Genomic DNA, 17792 nt, shown 5'->3' on the forward strand with positions numbered 1-17792 from the left:
ATTCGCGTATGTGAAAGAAGCAAGCCGATGAGCGCTAGACCAGAATGCGCGGTCAGCGTTTCCATCGACTGGTCCAGATTGAATCGTACGGGTTTCATCATTGCACCTCCGGGGTGAAGTTGAGAAAAACGAAGAGTTTCCCTCTTTTCTCCATTTTAAGCCACCGGACGTTCATATTCTATTGTTTTCATATATTCGCTTTCACGGATTCAGGAATAATCTGGATTTTTTAAAAGAAAAGTGTGCATTTCCCGTATAGACTGAGGCGGAAAGGTTTGATAGGATCAATTTATTGAAAACGCTGACATTTCAAACCTAATAAGGTTAACGGTTCTTTTTACAAATTTACAGGAGGTCTTCATTGATGGGAAACCGCTTAAATCATGTTGTCCCTATTTTGGCATCGACTGCTTTGTTCGCCAGTCTGACGGGCTGCGGATCCGCTCCAACTGCCTCGACAAAAGAAGATCCGAATGCAAAAATCACCTTAAAAGTGGCTTGGTGGGGGTCGCAGGACCGGAATGACCGCACTCAAAAAGTCATCCAAATGTTTGAAACGAAATACCCGAATATCCATATAGAAACGGAATACGCCGGCTTCAAAGACTATTGGACCAAAATGGCGACGGAGGCGGCCGGACAAAGTCTCCCGGATGTCATGCAAATGGACTACGCCTATCTTGGGGAATACACGTCCCGAAAATTAATTTCCCCTCTCGATTCTTACGTTCAATCCGGCGCATTGAATTTAAAGGATGCGGACGATGCTTATACCGTTGGCGGTAAAGTCAACAATCAGTTGTATGCGGTAAACCTGGGAGCAAACGCACCTGCCATAGCCATCGATCCGGGGGCATTCGAGAAAGCGGGTATCCCGATTCCGAAGGAAGGCTACACCTATGACGATATGATCAACCTGACGCGTCAGCTAAAATCGAAATCCGGAAACAGCAATTTCTTTCCGATTGACTGCAACGCAACCTCGGACTCTGGACTGGACTTCGGTTATTATTTAAGGCAAAGAGGTTCGACCTTATACAATAAAGACGGAAACGGATTGGGTTACTCCGACGATAAGCTACTGGTTGATTTCTTTACTCTTGATCAATCCCTTGTCAAAGAAGGTCTGATGGCTCCTCCACAGGTTTTAAAAGGAATTACAAGCGAGCCGGACACGCTCCTCGTAAAAGGAAATGCAGCCTTTCATCCATTCACCAGCAATTTGATTACCGCCTATTCGACCTATGCCAAGCGGCCGCTGCAATTAATTCCGTTCCCCGGCTTTTCGGGAGGACAAGAGGGAAATTACTTAAAACCGTCCCAATTCTTCTCCGTAGCCTCCAGCTCGAAGTATAAGGACGCGGCAGTGAAATTCATCGATTTCTTTACGAATGATCTAAACGCAAATGATATTCTGCTGGCGGAACGAGGGGTACCTATTTCGTCCAAGGTCCGTGAGCATATCATGCCGAAGCTGGATCAGGCTACCCAACAGCAATTTACGTATATCGAATATGTTCAAAAGCACTCTCGCCCGATCGATCCTCCTTCTCCCAAAGGGGCAAGCAATGTGTCGGATTTATTTAACAGAATCCAGGACTCGTTACTTTATGGTCAAATCTCTCCCGCGGATGCGGCCAAGCAGTTCCGAACGGAAGCCGCCTCGATATTGAGCGGCAATAAGTAAATCCATTAGCTAAACTATGAAAGCCATCTAAAATTATTAGATGGCTTGTTTTCTAAGGAGGAGTCTTTATGAGCAATCGTGTTATTTCGAAACCTTCGGTGTCAGGTGCGCACTTTCACAGATCATCCGTTTTCAAAAAAATGGTCGTTCGGGAGCTGGTGGGCCTTTCGTTTATTTCTCCCTGGCTGATTGGGTTCCTCGCTTTTATTATAGGCCCGATGATTGCCTCGCTGTACCTTTCCTTCACGAACTATGATATGCTCTCGAGTCCCGAGTGGGTCGGAACGAAGAACTATATTCGTATGTTTACCCAAGATCCGAGATATTGGATGTCTTTGAAGATCACATTTCTGTTCGTCTTGATAGCGGTTCCCCTAAAGCTGGCCTTTGCCCTGTTTATTGCCATGCTGTTTAATAGAAACCGGCGCGGGGTCGGCATCTACCGTACGGTCTACTACATTCCTTCCATTATCGGAGGCAGCGTAGCCGTGTCCGTGATGTGGAAGCAGTTGTTCGGTCTCCACGGAGCATTGAACAGCGGCTTGGCCCTGTTTGGAATTACGGGACAAGATTGGGTTACCAACCCCGATACGGCGTTGTGGACGCTAATAACGTTGGTGGTTTGGCAATTCGGTTCCCCGATGCTTATTTTTATGGCCGGATTGAAGCAAATCCCGCAAGAGCTTTACGAAGCGGCCGCCGTAGACGGCGCCAGACCGCTGTCCAAATTTTTCAGGATTACCCTTCCCATGCTCACGCCGGTTATTTTCTTCAATCTGGTCATGCAGATGATCGGCGGATTCATGAGCTTTACCCAAAGCTTCCTCGTAACGGGCGGTGGTCCACTCGATCGCACATTGTTCTATGCGGTTTATTTGTATCAGAAAGCCTTCACGAATTTTCAAATGGGCTATGCATCCGCCATGGCTTGGATTTTGCTTCTAATTATCGCTTTCTTGACGGCTTTAGTATTTAAATCCTCTTCGTTATGGGTCTACTATGAATCGGAAGGAGGGAAGTAAGCATGATCTTAACGGGCCGCCGGTTCATCTATCATGCCTTCGTTATTGCCTTTGGTCTTGTGATGATTTATCCGATCCTATGGACGCTAGCGAGCTCATTCAAACCGGAGTCGGAAATTTTCACCTATTCCGGCTCATTGATTCCATCGAGCCTGGAATGGAAAAACTATGTAAACGGTTGGGCCGGCTTCGGCGGTACGACCTTCGGCACGTTCTTCAGTAATTCCTTGATCATCACGGTGTTAGTACTGATAGGCACTTTAATATCCTCCAGTGTCGTAGCGTACGGATTTGCCCGTTTGCGGTTTTGGCTAAGGTCCTTCTTATTCGCTTGCTTGATGATTACTTTAATGCTGCCCAGCCAGGTGACCATGATCCCCCAATATATTCTTTTTCATGACCTGGGATGGGTCAATACCTTTTTGCCGCTGACCATACCGCATTTTATCGGGGGCAGCCCCTTCTTTATTTTTTTGCTGGTCCAATTTTTCCGCGGGATTCCGCGCGAATTGGATGAAGCGGCGGTGATCGACGGCTGTAACTCATACAGCATATTTTATCGAGTGGTTCTTCCGCTGACCAAGCCCGCTTTGGTTACGGTGGCCATCTTTTCCTTCATGTGGACCTGGGATGACTTCTTGGGACCGTTAATCTATTTGAACAATCCCAAGCTTTATACCGTTTCGCTGGGTCTTCGCATGTTCTCCGACCCTTCATCGCTCTCCCACTGGGGATATATGTTTGCGATGTCCGTCTTGTCGCTCCTTCCTCAATTTATTGTGTTCCTGTTTTTTCAGAAAAATATTGTGGAAGGGATTGCTACCACCGGTTTGAAGGGATAATCCAAAAATGGGGAACATTACTTGAACACCGTAAAACCGGTTGCCGCGGCAACCGGTTATTTTTATTTATGACAAATTTCCCTTGTGGGCTACGTTTCTTTAATTTGATTTATTGACCTGCAGCATAGTTTATTCTATTTCTTTATTCTAATTTGCAGGTCATCTCTTCAATTTATATCTTTTATTGCGACGGGTCTCTAGAATGAAACTACCGCATCTAACTAGGATGGACGGGTAAATCACACATAGAAGGGAGGCGCGATGCTATGGCTGAGCTCCATAAAGAAACCATGAGTCCCAACATGGCGACAAGGACTCCGTATACCATGTGGACCGTGGTAAGCAGGGACATCAAGCGAAATAAATACATTTATTTCATGGCCTTGCCTGTCATAGTATACTACTTACTGTTCCATTACGGACCGATGTACGGGCTGCAGATTGCTTTCAAGGACTTTAGCGTAGGTCGTGGCATCTGGGGAAGCCGCTGGGTCGGATTTCAACATTTTCAAGAGTTTTTCGGAAGCTATTATTTCTGGCGTTTGATACGTAATACGTTGCTTATCAACTTTTACGAATTGATCTTCGGGTTTCCGGCGCCGATCATATTGGCTCTCTTGTTAAATGAAATTCGCAGCAAACTATTCAAGCGAGCCGTACAGACCATTTCTTATTTGCCCCATTTTATTTCTATTGTCGTTATCGTTGGAATGCTGGTTGATTTCTTGGCCAGGGACGGTTTAGTGAATCAACTCCTGCATGTATTCGGAGTCGAATCGATAGCTTTCATGCGTGAGCCTCAATGGTTTCGGACGATTTACGTTTCTTCCGGCATATGGCAGGGGATAGGCTGGGGGTCGATTATTTATTTGGCAGCGATTTCAACGATTGACCCCACGCTTTACGAGGCTTCCAAAGTGGATGGGGCCGGACGCTTCAAACAGGCTTTGCATATTACCATTCCGGGAATCATGCCCACCATTATTATTTTATTCATTCTGAAAATGGGCTCCATGATGAGTGTCGGAAGCGAGAAGATCCTGCTGATGTACAACTCCTTGACCTACGAGTCGGCTGACGTGATCTCTACCTTCGTTTACCGTAAGGGGATTCTGGAAGCAAACTATGGATATACCACGGCAATCGGGTTGTTCAACTCCATCATCAGCTTTATTTTGCTGGTCATATCCAACTCAATAAGCAAACGGGTAAGTGAAACGAAGCTTTGGTAATGCGGGTTTCTTTGATACGCCAACGAAAGGAGGGGGAAGGGTGCTTTCCAAAACGACATGGGGAGAAAAGTTATTTGATGCGTTCAATATCGCATTCATGTTAATATTGTGCATTGTGACGTTGTATCCGTTTATGTACGTCCTGTTCGCTTCGCTTAGCGAGCCTTTGTCCATTGTTCAGCACCGCGGTTTGCTGCTGTGGCCTCAAGGTTTGAATTTGAAAGCGTATAAGGCTGTGTTTGATAATCCGATGATTCCCTCGGGCTATAGGAATACCTTATTTTATGTAGTCTTGGGAACGTCCATCAATATACTTATGACTTCGCTTGGGGCTTACGTGCTTTCCCGTCGAAACGTTCTATTCAAAAATGCGATCATGATCATGATTGTGATTACGATGTTTTTTCATGGCGGTCTTATTCCGTCCTACCTGCTGATCACAAAATTGGGGATGCTCAATACTCCCTGGGCGCTGATTATTCCGGGGGCCATTAGTACTTGGAACTTAATTATCATGCGAACGTCCTTTCAATCCATTCCGGCTAGCTTGGAAGAGTCAGCCAGAATAGATGGCGCGAACGATTTTGCCATTTGCTTTCGCATCATTCTTCCTCTTTCGCTGCCGGTCATAGCCGTCATGATCTTGTTCTATGCCGTAGGTCATTGGAACGCGTGGTTCGATGCGATGATCTATTTACGAAATCGTCAGCTCTTTCCACTTCAGCTGATCCTGAGGGAAATATTAATTACGAACAATACGGATACGATGACGACCAATGTGGGTTCGCTCGAAGCCATGTATCTGGCGGAAACGATCAAATACGCTACCATCATGGTCGCTACCATTCCCATACTCGTGCTGTATCCCTTTTTGCAAAAGTATTTTGTCAAGGGCGTTATGATTGGTGCCATTAAAGAATAATCGTATGATGGTACAAGGAGGCATTTCTATGGGAGAAAAAATGGCTAAGCGGTTAAGCGTCTTATTAGCCGGAGTACTAGCCTTGTCGACAGTCGGGGGCTGCTCCAAAGGGGAATCGGAAAGTAAGAGCCAGCAAGGGGGGAAGCTGACCTCTCTTACCTATTGGACGGAATTTCCTCCCCAATTCTCGGCAACGATGAAGAGCTATGGGGAAGTTGAGGCTTATAAAGAGCTGGAGAAAAGAACCGGCGTTCATGTGGAGTTCCAGCACCCGCCTAGCGGGCAGGTGACGGATAACTTTAATCTGATGCTTGCCTCCGGTCAGCTGCCGGACGTCATTTACTATGATTGGACATCCGTTCAAGGCGGGCCCCAAAAGGCAATTCAAGACGGAAAAATCGTTAAATTAAACGACTACATCGATAAATATGCGCCTAATTTCAAAAAAGTGCTGGACACGCACCCTGAATGGAAAAAGCAGATCGTTACGGAGGACGGAAGCATATACTCCATGCCTTTCATCCGCGGTGACAAGTATTTGCAATCGATTGACGGCATGGTTCTCCGCCAAGACTGGCTGGACAAACTGAATCTGCCGGTCCCTACTACGATCGACGAGTGGCATACTGTACTGCAAGCCTTCAAGGAAAAGGATCCGAACGGGAACGGCAAGAATGATGAAATCCCATTGCTCATCGATAAAGGCGGCATTGGCGGGAACCGGGCTTTCGTTGGAGCATGGGGAATTACAACCGATTTTTATCAAGTGAACGGAAAAGTGAAATTCGGCCCGATCCAGCCTGAATATAAGCAATTTCTTACTCTCATGAACCAATGGTATAAAGAAGGATTATTGGATAAAGATTTTGCTTCAACGGACGGCAAGTTAAAGGATGCCAAAGTCACCGGGAACCAGCTAGGAGCCACGAATATGGCTGTCGGTGGCGGCATCGGAAAATATACGGATTTGATGGCCGGCTCTAATCCGGGCTTCAAGCTTGTAGCCGCACCGAATCCCGTTCTCAAACCGGGGGACAAGCCGATTCTGGGTCATAGGGATAATGCCTATTTAGGTCTTGGGGCAGCCATCACGACGGCAAACAAAAATATTGTTGAAACGGTAAAATGGCTCGATTACGGGTACAGCGATGAGGGACATATGCTGTTTAACTTCGGCGTTGAAGGGACGAGCTATAAAATGGAGAACGGCTACCCTAAATACGCCGATGCCCTCATGAAAAGTCCTGACGGCTTGCCTGTGCAGCAGGCTCTGGCGAAGCATAATTTAGCCACCTGGAACGGTCCTTTCGTGCAGGACCGCCGTTACATCGAACAGTACGCGGGCAAGCCGGAGCAAAGACATGCTTTGGACATTTGGAGCCAGCCTTCCAATGAAAGACTTCTTCCGCGATTGACCTATACAGCGGAAGAGAGCGCAAAAAATTCTTCGGTCATGAGCGATATTAATACGTATCTTAACGAAATGTACAATAAATTTGTTATGGGTATTGAACCTCTGGATAATTTCGATAAATTCGTAAAGACCATTCAAGGAATGGGTATAGACGAAGCGGTCAAAATACGCCAGGCCGCGCTCGATAGATACAACAAATAAAATAAAGAGGGAGATGATCCGTTCATCTCCCTCGTTCCCTTATTCCAAGCCTATGGCTTGCCGAACCCCTTAACTATGCTAATATAATAATAATGAATCTGATGCAGATGACTAATCCTGAGCTGAAGGGATATCGAAATATTTGATCGGTTTTGTCAAACAGAATAGGGACCTCGGCCGCCTGAACCGAAGAAGCGTTTTTCTCAGATTATTATTCTCTTACCTATTGATCTTTCTGCTGCCGGTGACGATCGGCTCGGTATTGTATATAAAAATGGAGACGGTCTTGGAAGAAAACGTCAATCACTCGAATATGGCTATGCTGGATCAACTAAAAGAGATGATGGACAACCAGTTCAACGAGGTGGATCAACTCGCGAATCAGATCATGTCGGTTCCCAAGCTTCCTGTGTTATTGAACGCCCAAACCCTTGGATCTCAAGAGTTATACAACTTCCTCGAGCTGAGAACGGAATTGGAGCGCTATCGCAAGAGCCGGCTCATCTCGGATTTATATTTGTATTTTGCTGGTAGCGATACCATCCTTACGCCGAATCTAAGAACGGATTCCCGAACCTTTTTTAACAAGATCTATAGATCCAAAGAGATGAGTTACGAGAAGTGGAAGGAGCTCGTTCTGGGCGGGTTTCATTACAGAACATACTTCCCCTCGACGCCGATCATAACGGCCAGCGGGACGGAAAATATGATTAGCTACGTTACATCTCTTCCGCTGGGAGAAACGAAGGACCGGAAGGGCAGCCTTGTCTTTCTGATCAATGAAAATGAAGTTGCCAGGATGCTTGCCAATACAAAGCTAACGAAGGACAGCAGCGTATTCATAGTCAATCTTCAGCAGGAAATGATTGAAGGCCCCGGAACGAAGAGCGGGATTTTTAACGAATTGAAAAGCAAACTGGTGAAAAACAACGATATCTTCGCTATGCCTTATCATGGGGAAGAGTTTATCGTTTCCTATACAACGTCAAAACAGCTCGGGTGGAAGTATGTTTCCGTCACCCCGACCAAGCTATTTATGGAGCGCGTCCTTGCATTAAAATTATGGGGCGTCGTACTGCTTCTGATTTGCTTAACGGCCGGCATCGTAGGTTGTTATTTGCTGGCTTACCGCAATTACAGCCCGATAAGGGAGCTAGTCCATGCCGTCAAAGGAAAAAGCAAAGCCCAAACGCAAGTGCAGACGTTGAATGAATTCGATTACATCAAGCAAACCATCCAATTTACGTTGGATGAGGACAACCAGCTTCGCGGGTTTCTTAGTCAGCAAATTCCGATGATCCAAGCGAATTTTCTGATGCGTCTCCTAGGGGGATACGTTGAACGTTCCACGATTACCGAGCACTCGCTCGATTTTATGAATATCCGATTTGTATCGGATCAATTTGCCGTTGTCCTGCTCGAGATCTATGACTTGACCCAATTTACGGCGGAGGAGTCGGAACGGCAATGGGCACTCGCCCGGTTTATTATTGCAAATATCATGAGCGAGCTTGCGAACGCATCCCATTTGGGTTACACCCTTGAACTGAACAGGAACCGGATCGCTTTATTGTTCAACGTAAACGAGGCGAAAGACTGTAAAGCCGAAGAAGATCTCAAACAAATCGTCGAAGCCTTGAAACAGGTGGTGGAACATCGGTTTAAGATACTTCTTACCGTATCGGTCAGCAGCATGCATACGGGAGTGGAACGAGTCAGCGAATGTTATCGGGAAGCGTTGGATGCCCTGGATTATCAGATTGTTCTAGGGCTGGGCAAGATTCTATATTTTAACGAAATTCCATTGGGACAGCAGCATTATTACTATCCTATTGAGGTCGAGGTGCAGTTGATCAATTATGTGAAAAGCGCCGATACCGATCAAGTCTTAAGTCTCCTGGACCGTATTTATTCCATTAATTTCGAATCCCATCATATTTCCCCCGAGCTTGGGAAACGTCTTTTTTTCAATATTCAAAGCACGGTTTTAAAAATATTGAATTCAATGAATCTCAAGTTCGAGCACGGGATCGAAGATCGGTTGGATCCGATGAATGTTCTATCGAATTGTACGACGGCAGAGGAGATGCACCGAAGAACGAGCGATCTGTTCCGTGAATTATGCCATTACATCAAATCGGATAAAAGCGATCACAGCGAGCAGCTGCTGCAGGAAATCTGCGCGTACATTCAAGAGCATTTTGGAGACGGTCTGTTAAGTCTTACAAGCATAGCGGACCACAAGGGGATTACGTCTCAATATCTATCCAATTTTTTCAAAAAGCATCAGGGGCAAAATCTTTCCGATTATATCGCTCAAATTCGGCTGCAGCATGCGAAACGTTTCCTTAAGGATCCTTCCTTGCCGATCTCAGAGATCGCCGCTCTGGTCGGGTACGCGAGCGATATCGCTTTTATTCGTTTTTTTAAGAAATATGAAGGCATTACGCCCGGGAAATATCGTGAAACTATAAGGCTGTCCTGAATCGTCCAAGGCTCCGCGGCGCATCGAAAATGAAGCCATCTTTACGGCCCCGTTGGCGGGTCATTTAGGTAAAATATCCATATTGCAAGACTCACGGATAGGAACAGGATTTGCATTAAGGTGCGGAGAATCAATGCGTCCTCTGGACTCGTCGCAAGGCCATTCATAGCTATGTATAGATTGGCAGGGAACATGACAATCAGTAGAAGCGAGAGCCCGCCGGCTGCCCAAAGGACAGTGGGACGCCATAATAAACCTATTGCCCCGGCCAATTCCAGTACACCGGTGATCGTCACGATCAAACCGGGATAGGGCAAGATAGAAGGAACCCTACGGATGATCTCTGTTCGAAGGTAAACGAAGTGAACCGATCCGGTCAACATGAACATCGCCAAAGACCTCCAGGCTACCGATCATTGATCGGTAGCCTCCTGCATCTAAAGTAATTTTTATCGTTATGGCGGGCACTCAGGAATGTGTTTGGCGACCATTACCGAGGACGGAAAAATATACCGATATCTCCTTGCTCAGTTACTGTAAACCCATTCTGAAGGAGACATAACACTGCATCTTTTACAGGAGCCCCTATTTTTATAAATCTTCTACACGGGTTTGCACTTCCGAGTATTCGAAATTTGCCAATGTTAGCAAAATTCCTTTTGCTTCTAACTATAATCACTACATCTGGAAATCGGCTCATGACATCAACTCCTTTGTATTCAAGGGGATATCATATAATATTCCGTATCATTTGGTAAGTCTTGGGCCACCGATCCAGGGTTGAGTACAAATCGCGGCAGACCGCTGAACTCTTCGGCTTCGGGAACGGAATATGCGATGTGGCGATGAACGTGGAGGGAACGGCAGTTGAGAGAGCTGCTCAAAAGTCGCTTCTAACCGGTTTCCATGCCGCGTTCAGCGTGGGTACGCTGCTTGGCGCAATGGTCGGATCGGCTGCGATTAAGGCCGGTATCTCAGTCCCCGTCCACATGGCGCTTGCCGTAGCGGTTATCTTGCTGTCTGTTATATATTTATACCGGCTCGTACCCGCAGGCACCGGGAAGGAAACTGGTGGTGATTCGATTGATCCGCCAATGAGCGCCAGGGAACGCATGGCCATATGGAAAGAACGGCGTACGGTTCTGATCGGCATCATTGTGCTTGGAATGGCGTTTGCGGAAGGCTCTGCGAATGACTGGTTGCCGCTTGTTATGGTGGACGGCTACAAGATTACGCCAGCCATGGGTTCATTCGCTTTTGGCCTATTTGTAGCCGCAATGACTATTGGCCGTGCAGCAGGCGGCATGTTGCTCGACCGGTTCGGCAGAGTTGTCGTTCTGCGGGCATCCGCGCTTTTTGCGATTACAGGACTGCTTATAGTTATACTGGGCCAGAGTTACACGGTCGCAACTGTCGGGATTGTGTTTTGGGGACTTGGCGCGGCATTCGGCTTTCCGGTGGGGTTGTCCGCTGCGGGAGACGATCCACGCGGAGTAGCGGCAAGGGTAGGCGCTGTATCGACGGCCGGTTACCTCGCATTTCTTGTCGGTCCGCCTTTTTTGGGGATTATCGGCGAATCGGTCGGCCTGCTTCGTGCCCTGATTGTCGTGCTTATCGCTGTAACCGTTGCCGGCTTGCTGTCTCAAGCAGCGAAGCCCATTGGAAAGCAAACAACCAAGTCCAGGGGCCAGGAAAATCAATTTGATAGCTATTAACGGGTATGTTAGCGCAATAATGTTCAAGTAAGCAGGCGATGCGGCGGCCAGCTTAATCTTCGTTGAATTAACTGGCATGGTAGTTGAATAAAATAACCCGATTGAATCAATTATTATTTGAATTTTATTTACATGTAGGTGTTTGTCGATTCAAACCTGTTCATAAACTCATAACTTAACATTGAACAGGAGGTAATAAATAAGTATGGCGAACAATGATCAATTGCTTTGTCAAAGGTTTGCAAGAATTATCGGTGGCCAATCTGGTTTTGCCGGCGGGAAATGTGTAGCAACAATTTCACGAAACGAAATAAGAGAAACAATTTTAGGGAAAAAGTTTCGTGTCACATCTTCTTTCTCATTCGAATCAAAAAATAATAGGACTGGCAAAGCTTTGTGTTTAGGAAGAATAGCACTCCTACAAAGAGAAATTGAGCGGTTCATATCCGCCATTCGTAATCAGGGAATTAAAGTCTCGTCTATACACAACGAATGGATATTTGAAAATCCGCGTCTGATTTATGTCAACATAGAAACAGTTGAAAAACCGTTAGTTTTCGCAAGAAAGGTTAGGATGGCTCTAAATGTTATTTAAAAGTGATCAAGACTTACCTTCGGGTAGGTCTTTTTGTTGACGATTTTCTGTTGTGACGATTTAAACTATCGAAATAAGATAGCAATAAACTAAACCATGAGGCTACCGGGGGAACGGCAGCCATGCGTTGCGGGCAGGATAATGCAACAAAACGTTTGCTTTGTTTTCCATTTTCAGGATATAATAAAGCGAAGATCTGGTATGTGCGGCTGGCGTAAACGTGGAGAACCACAAGGGAGCACATATTTTCATATGCCGTACGTCTGGGCAAAGTATTTGATCAATGATCAAGTGCTTTTTTTATTTTTCTATAGACCCAAATTTGAAATCGGATATTGGATCGATACTCGTTATAGTGGAAATGTTTATATGACAGAAGCTATTCAAGGGATTACGTCATATGCTTTTAACGAGTTGAAGGCTCGTAGAATTGAGATACGCTGTGATTCGTTAATCTCTGTTGATGGAAATGGATTAAGAGATACGTGTATATATGCAAAAATTCTCAACTAACGGGTACTAAAGTAAAATGATTATGACAGGAGAAGGCGCCACGATGACCTGCTCCTTACCGTTGAAATAACTAGCATGGTAGCTGGAAGGGTTTTCCGACAATCGTGTTGAATTTTTTCATAAGTCTCTTCATGCATATCTGGATGTCTGTTTCTAATGGTAGATAAACAAGATACTCGAGAGGAGCTTCATGATGCAAATAATCGAAGTTCGAGAATATATCACGCCGCTGCGGAAAGCGACAGCTGTTTCAAAGATTCATAAAGGCTTCTCTTATGACGGAAAATACCTAGTTTACGAAGGCGGTGACAAACCGGCTTATGTACTGCGCACTGCGACTTTCAAGCAGACCGAACGCAAACGCCGGGAGTTTGAGGCAGTAGGCCGTATTCATGGCCTTGGCGTCCGAACCTCTGAGCCAGTTGCATTCGGCACGGTTGAAGCGCTTGGTATATGTTACATGGTTTTGCGTTATGTCGACGGGAGGACGCTTCCGAAAGGCTACCGCTCATGTTGGCTGATGAACAGTACAGCGTGGGCGTTGAAGCCGGGCGGGAACTGCTTATGATGCACGAAGTGGAAGCACCTGAGAATATGGAAGCTTGGTCAATGCGAAGGATTGCGAAGCACAACCGTCAATTGGCTGAATATTGCCGCTGTGGTGCCAAGCTGCCTGAGGAGGATGCGATTATTGCTTTTATCGATGGGCAATTACCGCTGCTAGAAGGTCGCCCAAACCGGTTTCAGCACGACGACTTTCATCCCGGCAATCTGCTCGTGCATGGCGGATCTTATGTGGCGGCAATTGATTTCAATCGTTACGACTGGGGAGACCCGTATCATGATTTTCTTAAAATCGCCTACTTCAGCCGCGAGGTCAGCATTCCGTTCTCGATCGGGCAAATCGACGGCTACTTTAATGGAATGATTCCGGAAAATTTTTGGAATCTGTATGCACTATATTCGACGCTGATTATGTTCGGAACCATCACTTGGACGCTTCAAGTCGTGCGCGACATTCTAAGACTTTATTTTCTCGTCCCTGGCTGTCGCTGCTTGAATTTCTGGGATCAGTCTACTACGGCGATTGGACCCAAGCGGCCCACAGCATCGACACCCCCGACACGAACAGCAGTAAATCCAGCACGTATTGGAAGGTAGCGACCTTCATGCGCTGCACCATCGCCTTGGCTACGAAGGTGCCGAGCGTAAGCGACGCGCCGACAATGATGCCTTGGATGACCATGCCGACCGGCAGGGCACCCAGCTCCCGGAAGGTGGCGATTTTGCTGAGGTAGATGGCGAGCGAGCTGGCGGCCTCCGTGGAGAGGAAAGCGCCCTTCACCAGTCCATACGCGGTAAAAGCCGGCACGCTGAGCGGTCCCGTGGACAGCACCAGACCGGTCAGGAAGCCGATGACCGCTCCGCAAATAGCGAGCTGCCATAAGCGGATGCGATACAATCTAGATTTGAACGCGTATCTCACTGGAATCATCAGCAGAAAAAACAATCCGAGCCCCGCATTGATCATCGTTACCGGAAGCTCGAGCAGCGTTCGGGCTCCCAGTGCGGCGGCAGGCACGCCTGTGAGCGAATAGGCGGCGAATGCGCGCCAGTTGATTTCGCGCCGCCAGGCGACGACTCTGGCGACATTCGCCATCACGGCGGCGACCGCCATGATGGGCACGGCTTGCTTTGGGCCAAAGGCCAGGACGAGCACCGGCAGCAGCATAATCGATGAGCCTGTGCCGATGATGCCGCTGACGACCCCGGCTGCCAGTCCGACGAGCAGGACTAATACATACGCTTCCATATTATTTAACACTCCTATGTATGATCTAAGAAGAGGCAAGCGACTTCATTTTCGTGGAGGTGTAATGTGGCTCCTCATCTCCCTGTGCCAGAACCAGTTTACTATAAAATCGGTCATCGCACATCAATTGCTCATGTGTGCCCGACTCCATCGGGAAATAGAATACGGAACAAATTCTGTACATTAAGTCTATAATCTATGGCTTACTTGTCGGAGTTACCTTTTACATAATCGAAAAGAGTGGACTGGCAGTTAAGCAGGTGTCTATACTACTCGGTATGAACAAGAGTTCAATATAAACAAACGACGGCAGTCGGCTAGACGATCCGGCTGCCGTTTCGTTGAAGTAAACGGGCAGTTTAACTCAATACTGTGTTATAATTTGCGATACTTTTTCCCGGTAACTATTTGCGGATCTAAGTTTTTTTGGGATCCGCTTTTTTACCATTTATGTGTTGGTGAGTGTAGTGGCGGGTTTGGCATTCCTTTTTCATTGTAAAAAATTACAAAAGTGCTTGATCATTACGTTACGTAATGGTTTATAGTGAAGATACCGGTAAACGCTAGCGACCAAGAAAGGGGATGATCATGAAACGGCAGTGGAAAGTTGGAGAGCTTGCGAAAATGGCAGGAATCACGATTCGAACCTTGCGTTTTTACGATCAGATCGGCTTGTTTTCGCCTTCCGGATATTCGCCATCAGGATATAGACTCTACACCGAAAAGGACATTTCGCGCTTGCAGCAAATCTTGTCCTTAAAGGAGTTAGGGCTATCGCTGGAACAAATAAAAGTTGTTATGTCTGGAGACCAACTCAGCCTGCTGGACATTGTTACCCTTCAAATTGACCGCCTGAAAGAAAATATCCGCATGCAGCAGAAACTATTGCACGAGCTCGAAAATGTATCGAGTCGGATGCAAAGGAACGAATCGTTAACCGTAGAGCATTTCATGAATATCATGTGGACGATGAGAATGAATCATGAGAAATTTTTCGCAGAGAGGAAATCGAGCATGGATCTCCATCTCGACCGACTCGGTGAATATTTAGACGAACATCCGGAAGAACCCGGATAAGGAGGATTCGACGATGAGTGAAAGATCTGCTAAGCATTCCACATTTGTTATCGAAAAGAATTATAAACATTCCCCTACCCGCGTATACGCTGCATGGGCAGGCCAGGCTGCCAAAGCCAGTTGGTTTCCTAAAGCCGACGAGTTCGACTTCCGTGTCGGCGGACGCGAATTCAATCGTGGTGGTCCTCCCGGGGGGCCGGTTTTCACATTCGATGCCTGCTATCAGGAGATCGTTCAGGATAGACGAATTGTGTATTCATACACACTAGACATGGATGACAAGAGGATGTCTGTCTCCGTAACGACAGTGGAATTCGAGTCTGTTGACGGTGATACGCGCTTAATCTATACCGAGCAGGGCGTTTTTCTGGACGGTCTCGATACACCTGAACAGCGTGAGCACGGAACGAAGGAGTTGCTCGATCGGCTCGGCAAGGCTCTGGACGGCCAATGAAAAATGCCGCGTTTGAATCGAATATTCGGGCCGGTTTGAAGGAATGGATTGGTCTTGCCGTACTTTCGTTGCCTGCTCTACTCGTTTCGGTGGACTTGTCCATCATGATTCTCGCGCTGCCCCACATCAGCGTTGCCCTTGGCGCGGATAGCACTGGGCAACTATGGATCATGGACATCTATGGCTTTATGCTCTCGGGGTTTCTAATCACGATGGGCACGCTCGGAGATCGGCTCGGCCGTCGTAAGTTACTGATGATCGGTGCAGTGGCCTTTGGTATGGCGTCATTGTTAGCTTCGTTTTCCAACACCGCCGGAATGCTGATTGCTGCCAGGGCACTGCTCGGGATTGCCGGTGCAACGGTATCGCCTTCAACCTTGGCGCTGATCAGCAACATGTTCCGTGATCATAAGCAACGTTCCCTCGCCATTGGCATATGGTTCATGTGCTCCATGGGAGGAATGGCGCTTGGCCCGGTAGTCGGAGGGACGATGCTGGAGCATTTCCCATGGAGGGCGATTTTCCTACTAGGCGTTCCGGTCATGTCGCTGCTGTTGGCGACTGCGCCTTATCTTCTACCTGAATATCGGGACCCTGCATCCGGCCGCTTGGATATACCTAGCGTCGTGCTGTCGCTGTGTGCTATTCTACCGGCAATATACGGCCTTAAGGAAATCGCTAAGCAGGGTTTGCAGACCATTCCGCTCATTGCCGTTGCGGCTGGTGCCACCTTCGGGACAATCTTCGTAAGACGGCAGCAACGCCTGGACAATCCGCTAATGGACTTGCGCCTATTCACAAATCCCGCCTTCAGTGTAGCGCTGGGTGGCATGTTCGGCATCACCTTGACAGGTGCTTCCATGCTCTTCGTCGCACAGCACCTTCAATTCGTGGAAGGACTGTCGCCTCTCCGGGCTGCGATGCGCATGCTTCCGGGAGTTGTTGCATCGATGGCAGGTATGTTGTTGTCGCCAATCATTGCTCGGCGGATCCGACCTTCACACCTTATCGGAGCAGGTCTTGCCGTCTCGGCGACTGGCTGTATTCTACTGTCCCAGGTAGGGGTCGGATCCGGACTCTTAACACTGATCGTCGGTTATATCTTTTTTAATGTGGGAGCAGCCCCATTTGCAAGCTTGTCCAGCGACCTTATTGTCGGCTCAGCACCGCCGGAGAAAGCGGGTTCAGCGGCATCTTTGTTGCAGACGAGCGGTGAATTCGCATTCGCGCTGGGTATTGCTGTATTAGGCAGCATAGGTACATACGTGTACCGCAGTCAAGTCGCCGGTTACATACTGAGAGATGTACCGACGTTAACAGCCGGGGGTTCACGCGAAAGTCTGGCAGGTGCAGTCTTGGAGGCAAAAGGCTTGCCCCAACCTATTGGCTCGAAACTTCTTCATGGTGCTCAGTTAGCATATACCGGCAGTATGCATGCTGTTGTGGAAGTTAGCGGCGTGCTCTTTATCGCCATTGCCATTCTTTCCGTGATCAAGCTTCGGCATATACAGCCCATAGGGCAGAAAGCGCCCGGTGAGATGGAATTGTCGATGCAAGAGCAGTGAAAGGATTAATGATCTGAATTACGATATTGAGCTAACGGAGAAGTACGACAAGTTCTGCCATAAGCGACTAAACATCGTGAAAGGCAGAAGATTACAATCAAGTAATCTTAACTTTACAACCGAGGATGGGAATGACGGAACCATGTATCCGGAAACCATTCCGCCAATACTCCTGCGTGAGTCATGACTAACAGGTCATGAGGTACGAAGTCAGGTAGATTCGGCAGAACAGAGGCTAGAGCCAATCAAGGTATG

16 protein-coding genes, 1 pseudogene and 1 riboswitch are annotated in these 17792 nt (G+C 47.4%); of the genes and pseudogenes, 15 read left to right on the forward strand and 2 right to left on the reverse strand.

What is annotated here, in order from left to right; genetic code table 11:
• Positions 1 to 364 precede the first annotated feature (364 nt).
• The 7 genes from O9H85_RS36560 (at position 365) to O9H85_RS36590 (ending at position 9805) form a co-directional block, all read left to right on the forward strand.
• Positions 365 to 1687: an ABC transporter substrate-binding protein gene (locus O9H85_RS36560; protein ID WP_269886254.1), complete on the forward strand. Its 1323-nt coding sequence runs from the start codon at positions 365 to 367 to the stop codon at positions 1685 to 1687.
• 140 nt (positions 1688 to 1827) lie between these two features.
• On the forward strand, positions 1828 to 2709 hold the full coding sequence (locus tag O9H85_RS36565; protein ID WP_269886267.1) for a carbohydrate ABC transporter permease: 882 nt from the start codon (positions 1828 to 1830) through the stop codon (positions 2707 to 2709).
• A gap of 2 nt (positions 2710 to 2711) precedes the next feature.
• Positions 2712 to 3551 carry a carbohydrate ABC transporter permease gene (locus O9H85_RS36570; protein ID WP_269886255.1) on the forward strand — a complete coding sequence of 280 codons (840 nt, stop codon included), beginning with the start codon at positions 2712 to 2714 and terminating at the stop codon, positions 3549 to 3551.
• Positions 3552 to 3841: 290 nt separating this feature from the next.
• Positions 3842 to 4783 carry an ABC transporter permease gene (locus O9H85_RS36575; protein ID WP_269886268.1) on the forward strand — a complete coding sequence of 314 codons (942 nt, stop codon included), beginning with the start codon at positions 3842 to 3844 and terminating at the stop codon, positions 4781 to 4783.
• Positions 4784 to 4823: 40 nt separating this feature from the next.
• Positions 4824 to 5705, forward strand: coding sequence for a carbohydrate ABC transporter permease (locus O9H85_RS36580; RefSeq protein ID WP_269886256.1), 882 nt, complete (start codon positions 4824 to 4826; stop codon positions 5703 to 5705).
• A 28-nt stretch (positions 5706 to 5733) separates the two neighbouring features.
• Complete coding sequence (locus O9H85_RS36585) at positions 5734 to 7320, forward strand: extracellular solute-binding protein (RefSeq protein WP_269886257.1); 1587 nt, start codon at positions 5734 to 5736, stop codon at positions 7318 to 7320.
• A 286-nt stretch (positions 7321 to 7606) separates the two neighbouring features.
• Positions 7607 to 9805 (forward strand): helix-turn-helix domain-containing protein, encoded by a 2199-nt coding sequence (locus O9H85_RS36590; RefSeq protein WP_269886258.1) that lies wholly within the window; start codon positions 7607 to 7609, stop codon positions 9803 to 9805.
• A 41-nt stretch (positions 9806 to 9846) separates the two neighbouring features.
• Here the strand turns inward: O9H85_RS36590 and O9H85_RS38165 are convergent, their stop codons facing one another.
• Positions 9847 to 10194, reverse strand: coding sequence for a DoxX family protein (locus O9H85_RS38165; protein WP_409348270.1), 348 nt, complete (start codon positions 10192 to 10194; stop codon positions 9847 to 9849).
• Positions 10195 to 10650: 456 nt separating this feature from the next.
• On the opposite strand from O9H85_RS38165, the gene O9H85_RS36595 reads away from it, so the two are divergent.
• The 5 genes and pseudogenes from O9H85_RS36595 to O9H85_RS36615 all read left to right on the forward strand — a co-directional run bounded on the left by O9H85_RS36595 (position 10651) and on the right by O9H85_RS36615 (position 13789).
• Positions 10651 to 11520 (forward strand): MFS transporter, encoded by an 870-nt coding sequence (locus O9H85_RS36595; RefSeq protein ID WP_269886269.1) that lies wholly within the window; start codon positions 10651 to 10653, stop codon positions 11518 to 11520.
• A gap of 205 nt (positions 11521 to 11725) precedes the next feature.
• The gene (locus O9H85_RS36600) at positions 11726 to 12115 is read left to right on the forward strand and encodes a DUF1259 domain-containing protein (RefSeq protein WP_269886259.1); all 390 of its coding nucleotides are present in this window, start codon (positions 11726 to 11728) and stop codon (positions 12113 to 12115) included.
• A 195-nt stretch (positions 12116 to 12310) separates the two neighbouring features.
• Positions 12311 to 12391, forward strand: a riboswitch (ZMP/ZTP riboswitch).
• Positions 12392 to 12430: 39 nt separating this feature from the next.
• Positions 12431 to 12628 (forward strand): annotated as a pseudogene (locus O9H85_RS36605) (GNAT family N-acetyltransferase); the annotation flags it as partial.
• A gap of 190 nt (positions 12629 to 12818) precedes the next feature.
• Complete coding sequence (locus tag O9H85_RS36610; RefSeq protein ID WP_269886261.1) at positions 12819 to 13196, forward strand: phosphotransferase; 378 nt, start codon at positions 12819 to 12821, stop codon at positions 13194 to 13196.
• A complete protein-coding gene (locus O9H85_RS36615) occupies positions 13139 to 13789 on the forward strand; it encodes an aminoglycoside phosphotransferase family protein (RefSeq protein WP_269886262.1) in 651 nt (216 codons plus the stop codon). Before O9H85_RS36610 ends, O9H85_RS36615 begins: the two co-directional genes overlap by 58 nt.
• Here O9H85_RS36615 and O9H85_RS36620 read toward each other — a convergent pair.
• Positions 13707 to 14441: a sulfite exporter TauE/SafE family protein gene (locus tag O9H85_RS36620; RefSeq protein WP_269886263.1), complete on the reverse strand. Its 735-nt coding sequence runs from the start codon at positions 14439 to 14441 to the stop codon at positions 13707 to 13709. The genes O9H85_RS36615 and O9H85_RS36620 overlap by 83 nt on opposite strands.
• Before the next feature lie 588 nt (positions 14442 to 15029).
• Between O9H85_RS36620 and O9H85_RS36625 the strand changes: the two genes are divergently transcribed.
• Genes O9H85_RS36625 through O9H85_RS36635 form a run of 3 tightly spaced genes read left to right on the forward strand, consistent with a single transcriptional unit; the run spans position 15030 to position 17537 of the window.
• Positions 15030 to 15518: a MerR family transcriptional regulator gene (locus O9H85_RS36625; protein WP_269886264.1), complete on the forward strand. Its 489-nt coding sequence runs from the start codon at positions 15030 to 15032 to the stop codon at positions 15516 to 15518.
• 13 nt (positions 15519 to 15531) lie between these two features.
• Positions 15532 to 15972, forward strand: coding sequence for an SRPBCC family protein (locus tag O9H85_RS36630; protein ID WP_269886265.1), 441 nt, complete (start codon positions 15532 to 15534; stop codon positions 15970 to 15972).
• Entirely contained in the window at positions 15969 to 17537 is a 1569-nt protein-coding gene (locus O9H85_RS36635; RefSeq protein WP_269886266.1) for an MFS transporter, read from the forward strand. The genes O9H85_RS36630 and O9H85_RS36635 overlap by 4 nt, the downstream gene beginning before the upstream one ends.
• The last annotated feature ends 255 nt before the right edge of the window (positions 17538 to 17792 follow it).

Source organism: Paenibacillus gyeongsangnamensis, assembly GCF_027533625.1.
GTDB lineage: Bacteria > Bacillota > Bacilli > Paenibacillales > NBRC-103111 > Paenibacillus_G > Paenibacillus_G gyeongsangnamensis.